The 9,560-nt window shown below is 71.2% G+C and carries 13 protein-coding genes; all 13 read left to right on the plus strand.

Annotated elements, in window-relative coordinates:
• Positions 1-44 precede the first annotated feature (44 nt).
• Positions 45-1,262, plus strand: a complete 1,218-nt coding sequence (locus tag AZE13_RS29365; protein ID WP_066938609.1) for a hypothetical protein — start codon at positions 45-47, stop codon at positions 1,260-1,262.
• A gap of 14 nt (positions 1,263-1,276) precedes the next feature.
• A complete protein-coding gene (locus tag AZE13_RS29370) occupies positions 1,277-1,735 on the plus strand; it encodes a hypothetical protein (RefSeq protein WP_066938612.1) in 459 nt (152 codons plus the stop codon).
• A 490-nt stretch (positions 1,736-2,225) separates the two neighbouring features.
• Positions 2,226-2,723 carry a hypothetical protein gene (locus tag AZE13_RS29375; protein WP_107288514.1) on the plus strand — a complete coding sequence of 166 codons (498 nt, stop codon included), beginning with the start codon at positions 2,226-2,228 and terminating at the stop codon, positions 2,721-2,723.
• 100 nt (positions 2,724-2,823) lie between these two features.
• Positions 2,824-3,261, plus strand: a complete 438-nt coding sequence (locus AZE13_RS29380; RefSeq protein WP_066938615.1) for a hypothetical protein — start codon at positions 2,824-2,826, stop codon at positions 3,259-3,261.
• A complete protein-coding gene (locus AZE13_RS29385) occupies positions 3,258-4,154 on the plus strand; it encodes a hypothetical protein (RefSeq protein ID WP_066938617.1) in 897 nt (298 codons plus the stop codon). The genes AZE13_RS29380 and AZE13_RS29385 overlap by 4 nt, the downstream gene beginning before the upstream one ends.
• 288 nt (positions 4,155-4,442) lie before the next feature.
• The gene (locus AZE13_RS29390) at positions 4,443-4,943 is read left to right on the plus strand and encodes a hypothetical protein (protein ID WP_258528067.1); all 501 of its coding nucleotides are present in this window, start codon (positions 4,443-4,445) and stop codon (positions 4,941-4,943) included.
• A gap of 23 nt (positions 4,944-4,966) precedes the next feature.
• Positions 4,967-5,731: a hypothetical protein gene (locus tag AZE13_RS29395; protein WP_066938619.1), complete on the plus strand. Its 765-nt coding sequence runs from the start codon at positions 4,967-4,969 to the stop codon at positions 5,729-5,731.
• Positions 5,732-5,747: 16 nt separating this feature from the next.
• Positions 5,748-6,155, plus strand: a complete 408-nt coding sequence (locus AZE13_RS29400; protein ID WP_066938622.1) for a hypothetical protein — start codon at positions 5,748-5,750, stop codon at positions 6,153-6,155.
• Between the two features lie 51 nt (positions 6,156-6,206).
• Positions 6,207-6,410 carry a hypothetical protein gene (locus tag AZE13_RS36505; RefSeq protein ID WP_147264759.1) on the plus strand — a complete coding sequence of 68 codons (204 nt, stop codon included), beginning with the start codon at positions 6,207-6,209 and terminating at the stop codon, positions 6,408-6,410.
• A 20-nt stretch (positions 6,411-6,430) separates the two neighbouring features.
• On the plus strand, positions 6,431-6,820 hold the full coding sequence (locus AZE13_RS29405; protein ID WP_066938625.1) for a hypothetical protein: 390 nt from the start codon (positions 6,431-6,433) through the stop codon (positions 6,818-6,820).
• The gene (locus AZE13_RS29410; protein ID WP_066938627.1) at positions 6,817-7,620 is read left to right on the plus strand and encodes a DUF317 domain-containing protein; all 804 of its coding nucleotides are present in this window, start codon (positions 6,817-6,819) and stop codon (positions 7,618-7,620) included. The genes AZE13_RS29405 and AZE13_RS29410 overlap by 4 nt, the downstream gene beginning before the upstream one ends.
• Before the next feature lie 21 nt (positions 7,621-7,641).
• Entirely contained in the window at positions 7,642-7,998 is a 357-nt protein-coding gene (locus AZE13_RS29415) for a hypothetical protein (RefSeq protein ID WP_066938630.1), read from the plus strand.
• Positions 7,989-8,822: a DUF317 domain-containing protein gene (locus tag AZE13_RS29420; RefSeq protein ID WP_079124508.1), complete on the plus strand. Its 834-nt coding sequence runs from the start codon at positions 7,989-7,991 to the stop codon at positions 8,820-8,822. Before AZE13_RS29415 ends, AZE13_RS29420 begins: the two co-directional genes overlap by 10 nt.
• Positions 8,823-9,560: the final 738 nt, after the last annotated feature.

Raw genomic sequence — 9,560 nt, forward strand, 5'->3', positions numbered from 1 at the left:
GCGGTAAGCACCCATCTTGATCACGACCGACCACCCGCAGGACCATGCCCGCAACCACTCCCGCGCAGATCACGCTCTCGTTCAGCCGTTCCGCCGGCCTCGTCGCCATCGCCCACGGTGAGCAGTACCTCTGGGCCCAGACCGCCCTGACGCACACCGGGTTCCTGCGCCGTGACGACGGCACGTACGCCGTCGCCCTGGACGATGTCCGCCTCCGCCACGGTCTCGCCGCCTCCTTGGTGCGGTCCGCCCACCAGCACCAGGCCGCAGTGACCACCAGCCACCGCCCGTACATCGGCGATGTGGCCGACGCCATCGCCGCATACCTGCCCGGAGCCTGGAACACCACGGTGGAGGTCTACAGCCACCCGCTCTGGCAGGAAGACCTCGTCCCGCTGCTGTGGGACGCCGGGGAACTGACCCACGCCATACAGCACGAGCGGGTCCCGTACGCGGCGGTCCTCAAAGACGGCGCCGGCACCGAGCTGCTGCTCGTGGAGCGCCCCGGACACCAAAGCGACTACCTGGTCGGCGCGTTCGCCTCAGAAGCCTTCGACGACAACTTCGCAGATCCGCACTCGCCAATCAGCATCGCCATCACGGCTGCACCACAGCAAGCAGCCCGCGCGATCAACGACCGGTTCCTGCCCGCCTACCATCGGGCACTGCACGCTCGGCGCGTCGAGGCCATCTCCTCGGCACTTGAGCGCATCGACGAGGAACACGCGACGCTGGAGGCAATGCGGGACTCTGGCCGCTACAGCGACGGCGTCCCACTGACCGCTCCCGCCGAGCAACTTGCCGTATTCGAGGACCAGTTCGCCGACCGGGCCTGGCTTGCCTTCGTCGACGTCCTCACCCATGCCCCCAGTGTGCTGGAGCAGTGCAGCCGCAGCACGGCTTTGAGCACCGAGGACGAGGCCGTCCTGGCCGAGCTGCACGAGGTGCTCCGCTCCACCCAGCCGGCGCGCGACGAGTGGAACGCCCAGACGGCCAAGTCGTACGCGAGACCGCCCCGCAAGTTCTTCCACGAGAGGTGGGGCGGCCTGCGGGCACGGCTCGGTGCCCAGGTGATGCCGGCTATCGCCACCTGGGTGACCGAGGCCGACGCATTCGCGCGTATCGCCCGCGCCGCCACCCCCGGCGGGCAGATGGCGCTGGCCGCGCCCGCCCCCTGGCCCGCGCCGTCAGGCCCGTGCCCTCCGCTTCAGCCCCGTCAGCCGCTTCGCGCCGTTGACCTGCGCCACCACCGTCACTGTTAGGAGAAACCCACCCCTTGGCCCCTGGTACCCACTTCGTCTTCGGTACCCACGAGGATCACGGCTTCGTCGCCTCCTTCACGTCCTCGATGCCCGCGCACCTCGGCCACTGGTACCTCACCCGGGAGCAGTTCGAGCCCGTCCCCGATACTCCCGGGCTGTTCCGGCTCAGCGAGCCCGAGCGCGACGGCCCACGCCGCACTCGCCAGGCCGTCCACGACCTGCGCAGTGCCGGCTACGCAGTGCACGCAGACGTAGCCCTCGACCCCGCTACCTCGGCCAGCCCGCCACGCCCCGTTCGGCCCAACGGGCTGATAGAGCAGCGCAGTCGCATAGCTCAGGCCGCTGCCGGCCGGTCACCGCAGCGTGGTCCGGTGCCGACCACCTCACCGCCGTCCGCGCGGCCGATCCCGCCGAAGCCCACCTACGCACCCACCGTGCACCTGCCCCCTTCCGCCACCGGACGCTCCCGGTGAAACCCCGCACTGCGCGCCTCTCGCGACGGCCCGCGCCTGTTGCCTGACAGAAGTCCCCCGTTGCCCCTGAGCGCCCAGGTGGCCCCGGCACCGCGCATCACCTTCGGCGCGGTGCCGGGCAGCACGCGCGTCGCCCGCCTCCTCGGCGGCGTCCTCACCAGCCGCCTGCCAGGCGGCATGGCGCCGATGGCCATCGCCCTGCGGACGCTCACGACCGGTAGCAGTATCGCCTTCGGCGGCCTGCTGAGCACCCTGTACGGGCTCGCCTCCGGGCTGTCGCAGCCGACCCAGGGGCGCCGGATGGACCGTTACGGCCAGACCGCCGTGCACCAGTCTGCGGCCCTCGCCGTCCTGCTCCTGCCACGCCCCGGCCATACACCGGCCGGACACGGGCGGCACCGCGTCCCTCGACCGGGCCGGATCGCACCCTTCCGAGCCGCCTTGCCCCTCAACTCACCTTCTACAAAACCGATATCAAGGGGATTCAGCTATGGCTGTCCGTACGCATTGGAACATTACGCACGCCTGTGGCCACGAGATTGCCCGTGACCTGTCCGGCCGTCCAGCAGACCGGCGGGCCGGGTTCGCCCGCTGGCTCGCCGAGCGCGACTGCACCGACTGCTGGAAGGCTGAGCGCGGCGCCGACACGGAGTCCAAGGAGCAGTGGCTCGCCGCCCGGCGCGCCGAGGAACAGCGGGCCGCCGCGGAGTGGGCCGAGCGCTTCGACATGCCGCCGTTGGAGGGCCCTGAGCGTGCCTTGGACTGGGGCGAGCGGTCCCGCCATCGGCTGATGACCTCCGCGCACACCGCGCTCGTCGTCGAGGGCACCTGGCACGAGGCTGACTGGGCGGAGCTGGAGGAGAAGGCCCGCTCGATCACCCGGGCCGGGTGGTGGATCGATCAGAGAGACTCAGAAGGCGCTGACCTGCTCGAACTCCTCGAAGCGGCTGGCGAGACGGACCGCGGTACGGAGAACCCGTTCCGCTGACGCGGCCGAAATATAGCCGGGGATCGTCGGTTGGCCAAACTGGCGATCCTCCGGAGGATTGATGTCCCGCCGCCACCCGCTCCGCGTAGATAGGGCCTGTATGTTCCCGCCGTCTTGGACACCTCCCACCACTCCGGCCTTCGCGCCGACGCCCGACCCGCTCACGCACGCTCGGGACATCACCCACGCCCACTTCCAGGCCGGCGACGAGGTCGTCGTCCTGAAGGGAGTGGCCGGCGGGGAATTGTGGGGGGATGCGATGCGTGTCGTCGCACCGTCCTGGCACACCCCGACCGATGAGGACGGATGGCGCCTGCGCGACGCCACCGGCGGAGCCCAGACGTACATCACCGCCCACCCCCGCTACCTCGTGCACCTCTCGCACCGGTGCCCGGACTGCCTGATCTACCTGCGCGCCATGGAGGACCACCTCCTGCCGAAGTACCCCGGACACGACGCACTGATCGACTGCGGCTGGTACTCCACCACGGCGCTCAACCAGCTCGTTCACATAGCCGACGTCCGAGGTGGCCGGTGATCCCCCATGTGCACAGCGGCAGTGACTTCGCCGTCGAAGCCCTCTCCAATGCCCTGGGCCGCCCCATCGCCGAGCAGGACGTGCTCGGCGACCTGGTCGTCGCCTACTCAGCCCTGGAGGACGACCTGGCCGACGACGATCCGCGGGCATGGATGCTCGACGATTGGTGGGAGCACCTCGACGAGCCGACCGCCATGTTTCCCTGGGCCGGTGGCCCCGGCGGCATCCAGGAGCCGGTCTTCCATGTCTCGGTCCGTCTGCACCCCAACGACCGTCAGCTCACCCCATCGGAGTGGTCGCAGATCGCCCACCGCCTCGCCGACGCCACCGGCATCGCCCCTGTGGATGACACACAGGCATGCCGCTGGGTCGCCCTGCAAGCCCAACGCGGCCGACTCGATCTGATAGCCAACCTCATCCGCCTCGACGGTAGATGGGCGCACCACCACAGTCTCCACCAGTCCCTGGCCGCAGAGTGCCGAGGCGTCGAATCCGACCTCGGTCTCGTGCCGGCCCGCCCCACGCTCTACCGCACGTACATCGCTCATCACCCCGCCCACCACGGCGAGATGCCCGACCCCTCCGCCACGCAGTCGCCTCCGAGCGTGGCTGCGCAACTCGCGAACCTGATGTGCCAGCTGGCGGACGAGAAGACCGAGCCCATCGCCAGCGTGCGCGGTCTCGTCGAGCAAGCCGCCCACTGCCTGGACGACCTGCCCCACTCCTACGGGCCCGCTGCGGGACACCGTCTGGAGCTGATCGCCCGCCGACTGCACGACATCCAGCAAGACCTCGAAGCCACCGCCGCCGACCTGCCCGGCGCCAAGCAACGAGCGCCGGTCGCCAGCCCGCCCTCCGCAGCCCTACAGCGATCCCACAGGAGAAACCTCTGACCCCACCGCCGTCCTCTCATCCGAGCACTCATCTCAGCCGCCGACTGCTGCATCTGAACGCCGGTCTGGTGCCCTATGGAAGGTCACGTCCTTGGCACTTTCCGACCGCTTCTTGACTCTGGGACGCGACGCGCACTCCGGGGAAGTCCTCGCCCGCGGAGGCGACCCCGAAGCCCACAGCATCCTTCACGCGCCGGGTTCATCGCCATCGTCCGCCGCCACGAGACGTACCACCGTCTGCCCACCGGCCTCGACGAGACTGAGGAGAAACGTCTCGCCACCCGCGCCGTGGCACGTCTGCGTGCCGTCCGCTACCACGTGGACTGCGACCCTGGCTTCGACACCCAGCTGCGCGAGCCGCACTATCTCCCGCTCGGCGCCTCGGTGGGCCGCATCGCCGAACGGATCCGCGAGGCGATCACCACCGACGAGGTGGCGGACGCGCTGACCGAATTGACCGCCGCCCACGACGGCGTCCTTACCGCACTCGACGACGTGCTGGCCGCGACCGCCGAGTTCTACCAGGACCTGGGCCAAAGCGCAGACCCGGCCACTGCCCGGCGGCTGCACTACCTCGCCGAGAGCCGTCTGGACGTCATCCGGTCCGACCTTTCGCACGTACGCAACGAGCTCGCCGACCGGCACGCTCCGCACCCCGGCCGCAGCACCTGCACCCAAGAGGTCCCGGCAGGCGAACGCGAACGGTCCGCCGTGTGCGCCTGTCCTCCACCGCCGCGCACCGTACCGGCCCCGCCACCGCAGCCCGTCACTGCTGGTATGCGCCGCTGACACCACCACCCGCCAAGGAAGACATGCACGCCCACGAAGATTCCGAGCATCTCGCCTCGTACGCCGACGTCCTTGCCGGCGAACTGCCCGACGCCTGGAACAGCACCTACCACCCGGCCGAGCACAAGGACGAGCTCGCCGAACTCACCGACCGGGTCTGGGACATGGACCTCGTCGCCGAGTCCCTCGCCCAGCACCCGCTCCAGCAGGCGGCCGTCCTGACCCGCCAGGACGGCGCCCAGCTCGTCGTCCTCGACCGGCACAACGAACGCGGCGGGTTCCTCATCGCAGCTGTCGCCCCCCGTGCGCTTCCCGACGAGGCGTACCGCGGGATACGCGAGCCGAACGGAATCGCCCTGAGCGACGACCCCTTCATGGGCGCCGAGCAGGTTGCCGGCGACCTGCTGGCCCGCTACGACACCGCGCTCGCCCAGGCCCGCCACAACGCCGTCGACGGCGTCCTGCCGTCCCAGCCGGATCGGGTCGTCCTGACCTGGCAGGCCGATGGCAGCCTCGCCGCCGCCCCCGTCGGCAAGGAAGCCGTCGCCGTGCTGGCCCGCAACGGCTTCGTCCGCGACGAACAGACCGGCATCTACCGGCTCAGTGGCGACGACACCGCCGCGCAGGCCCGCGCCGTGCGCAACACCGGCCAGCAGCTCGACGCCCGGGGCATCGCGACCGCGCTGCAGCATCCCTCGGGCCGGATCGCGCCCGCCGCCACCCCGCCGGCCCCTGCAACGCTCGGCCCCGCGAAGCCGCCGACCGGTGCCGCACGCCCCCACCGCTGAACAGGAGGACCGTACTGTGGGCAACCGCGCCGATGAGTACGGCACCGACGTCGAGATCTACCGCAAGGCCCTGACCCCCACCATCCACGCCGACACCCCCACCGGCGCCCCCGAGAAGCTCCTCGGCCTGCTCGACCGGCTCGGGCTGGAGCGCCAGGAGGTGCGCACCGCCGGTCCCGTCTACATCTGGCACGAGGTCCCCGAGCACCTCGACGCCGCAGAGCAAAAGCGCCTGGCGAGCCGCGCGATCCCGGCCCTGCTCATGGCCGGATACAAGGTCAATTGCACTCCCGAGGTCTTCGACGAGGCCGCCTACCAGCAGGCCGTGTGCGAGATCCGCTCCGGCCAGACCCGCCCGGTAGCGCACAGCCCCGCGACGCCTGCTGCCCCCGCTCGCCCCGCCCCGCCCCGTCGCACCCCCTAGGACCGAACGGCGGCCCCGGCACATCCCCCGTCGGGGCCGCCCCACCCCCGCTTGCACTACCAGCCGGAGACACCCGTAACACCCCGCACACCCGCACCGATTACCCGGCACCTCAAGCCGCGTCTCGCGACAGCGCTGTTCCGCCGCTACCTGCGCGCCTGCATCCCCACCAGCCGCGACCAGACCGTCCCGCTGGCCGGGGCACGCCCCGAGGCAGTCCTCGACGAGGCGCGGCGGATCGGCCGCCACCACTGATCGACCACCCCAGGAGGAGCATGCCTCAACCCACCCCACACCCGTTGCGATTGGCCGACGAGATCACCCGCCAGCTCGGCCAGCTCGCCGACCACCTCGCCCAGGCCCCGCCGCGCGAGGCCGCCCAGATCCTTGGAAAGGTCCTCGATGGCGACAAGGGCGTCCTGGGACGGGTGACAGCGCTCATGATCACCGGGGCCCACTTCGCCAAGGACCACGCCCAGCGCGGCATCCTCCCACCGGAGGTGTGGCTCGCCCTGGGGCGCGCCGCGAATGAACTACATGACGTCGGCCTCGACCTCGACGAGCACGCCGACGTCATCAGCCAGCTCGCGAAGCCTCCTGCGCCGGCCAGCACCGCGACGCCGACTCCAGCAGCCTCCGCGATGGTCGTCCGGCGGCGCCGGTGAAGAAGGCAAAGTGGCAGGGCTGGGGTCCAGGCGAGCAGGCCGAGCAGCACTACCTGGTTGAGCCCCGCCATCTGGCCGGCGGCGGCGACCTGCGGCACGTCTCCGAGTTCCTGCGGGCCTCTGGCTGGCGGGACAAGACCAAGACCGGCGGCCCGCTCTTCCTGGAGAGCCCCGATCGCACCCTTCGAATCGCGTACGACCCCTCGGTGTCGCCGGGCGGGTGGACGATCCACGGCGCGGCGACCGCGTACCAGGACGAATGGTGGGCCAGCCTCGGCCGGCAGACGCCGGTGGAGATCGTCGCGGGGCTGACCGATGCCCTCACCCGACCCCGCTCCGCGCACGCCCCCAACGTGTGGGCACCGCTCCAGGAGCAGCGCTGGCGCACTCCGCCCGCCGCCGAGCACGTCACCGCGGTCAGCCCCGACGGAAGCGCATGGCTCCAGTTCCACCAGGCCCCCAACGGCCAGGCCATGTGGTGGTCCGGCGCGCAGGACCAGCAGGGCAACGGCTGGACCGCGCACTTCAGCGCCACCACCCCGATGCACCTTGTGCAGAGCTTCTCCGCCGCCCTCGCCAGTGACGAGCCCGTGATGCGCCCGCGTGGACGCGTCCCGCACAGCGGGCAGATCCGGACCACATCCGTCTCCGTCCTCCCCTCCCAGCTCAGCGCCTGGCAACAGGCTCGCGTCGCCGCCGCCCGCGCCGCCGCCTGGGCCCGCAACTCCGTCAGAAACAGCCGCCCCCGCACCACGGCCCGTCCCCACGCCCAGGCAGGCGGAGCCCGCACCCACCGCTAACCCGACGCCCTGAGGAGCCCTGTGCCCGCACTCACCCCGGACCACGTCCGCACCGCCACCGAGACCCTGTCTCACCTCACCGACTTCCTGCGCGAGGACCCCGACCCTGCCGAGGCCCTCGCTCTCGTCGAGCCCCTGCTCGACGAGTACACCGGCATGCCCGTCCAGCTCGCCGACGCCCTGCGCGCTCTCGCCCGCGCCGTGCAGGATCACCCGGACACTCCGCGCACCGCCGAGGTGGACCTCCTGATCACAGAACTGCGCACCGCAGCGTGGGAGCAGGCCGACCAGCACACCCTCCACTACGTCCTCGACGACCTCCGCGGCCTGTACGCGAAGGCCCCGTCGGGCACGCGGGGGTGCGGCCGGTGCCGGTGAGCGAACGGCAGATCGCCGCGTTCGCCGACACCCACGCCTGGCAAATCCCGTTCGACACCAGCCCCCGCCACCTCGCGGGCGCCGGTGACGCCCGCCACGTCACCCACGGCCTGGCCGCCGCCGGATGGACCCGCACATCCGACGCGCTCAGTCCCGAGATCGTCCTGCGCAGCCCCGACCATCGGCACACCCTCCAATTCGACCCGCAGTCCGCGACCTCCGCCTGGTGGCGGCTGCGGGCCGAGCCCACCGGCACCGAGCCGGGCTGGTACGCCGAGTTCGGCGAACTGGTCCCCGCCGAGATCCTCGCCAGCCTCACCGACGCCCTCATCACCCCGCCACCGGCACAACAACGTGACCTGTTCGAGGTGCTGGAGTCGGCGGGGTGGCTGCTCGACGCACGGAAGGCGGCTCACTCACCGGACGCCATGTGCCACGTAGAACAGCGGCGCGACCAGGACGACGTGACGATGTACTGGCACGTCGAGACCTGCGAGCCGGGGCACGGCACCCCGAAGGGCCGCCGGATCTGGCACGGCTTCTTCAACGGTCGCACGCCGGAACACCTGGTGACCGCCTTCGTCACCGCGCTTGCCGAGCCCGCCCCGCTCCAGCGCGGCATGTACGACCGCACCGCCCACCACGGCACCGTGCAGCAGCCGAGCCCGCTCGCTCCGCAGCAGGTCGTCGAAGCGCACACCGCCCGGCTCAGCACGATCCGCGCACAGGCACGCGCTGCCCGCCGACAGCAGCGGCAGCAGCAGCACGATTCGACAACAGCCCCGGCGATGGTCGGTACCGCCCGTCCGGCCGCGCGACGCTGATCCCGAGAGGACCCCGCAACATCTCCTTCGAGCCGCTCGCTCACCGCGAGTCCCTGCACCGCCTCACCGGCTACATCCAGGACAGCGAGAAGATCCTCGCCTCCTGGGACGCCTACTCCGACGAGCACACCGACCTCGACGGCTGGCCGCACGACGACCACGCCTACGGACTCCGTCAGAGCCAGCGCGACGCCGACACCGCCAAGGCGTTCGACAACATCCGCGCCACCGCCCCTCACCTTCTGGCCACAGCCGACGCGCAGCTGGCCAACCTGCCTGCCCACGCAGTACAGAGCAACTGGGGCTATCAACTCGGCGTCCTGCACGCCGCACTCGACCGCCTCGACGCCCTGCACGAGGCATGGCTGCACACACGCGACAGTCTCCCCGCCGAGGCCCGGCCCGGCACTCCGGCCTTCGACAGCGCCCTGGCCGAGCACCACGCCGAATGCTGGAGCTACCTCGACAACTGGGCCACGCACGGCCATGTTCTCAGCGACATCAACACCGCCGCACTGCACACCCCCTCGCCCCTGGCCCCGCCGCCAGCCATGACAGCGGTCCCGGCACCCAGCCGAACCACATCGGTGCGCAGGTCGTGACGATGTCCCAGGTCCCGACACCGTCGAGCAGACGCTCGTCTGCCCCCGCCATCTCGCCGACGGCGGCGATCCCGCCTGGGTCACCGTCCCTCTCCACCAAGCCTGCGGATGGAGCTACGGGCACGACCCGCTGATT

It is taken from the genome of Streptomyces sp. NBRC 110611, from assembly GCF_001590865.1.
Classification (GTDB): domain Bacteria; phylum Actinomycetota; class Actinomycetes; order Streptomycetales; family Streptomycetaceae; genus Streptomyces.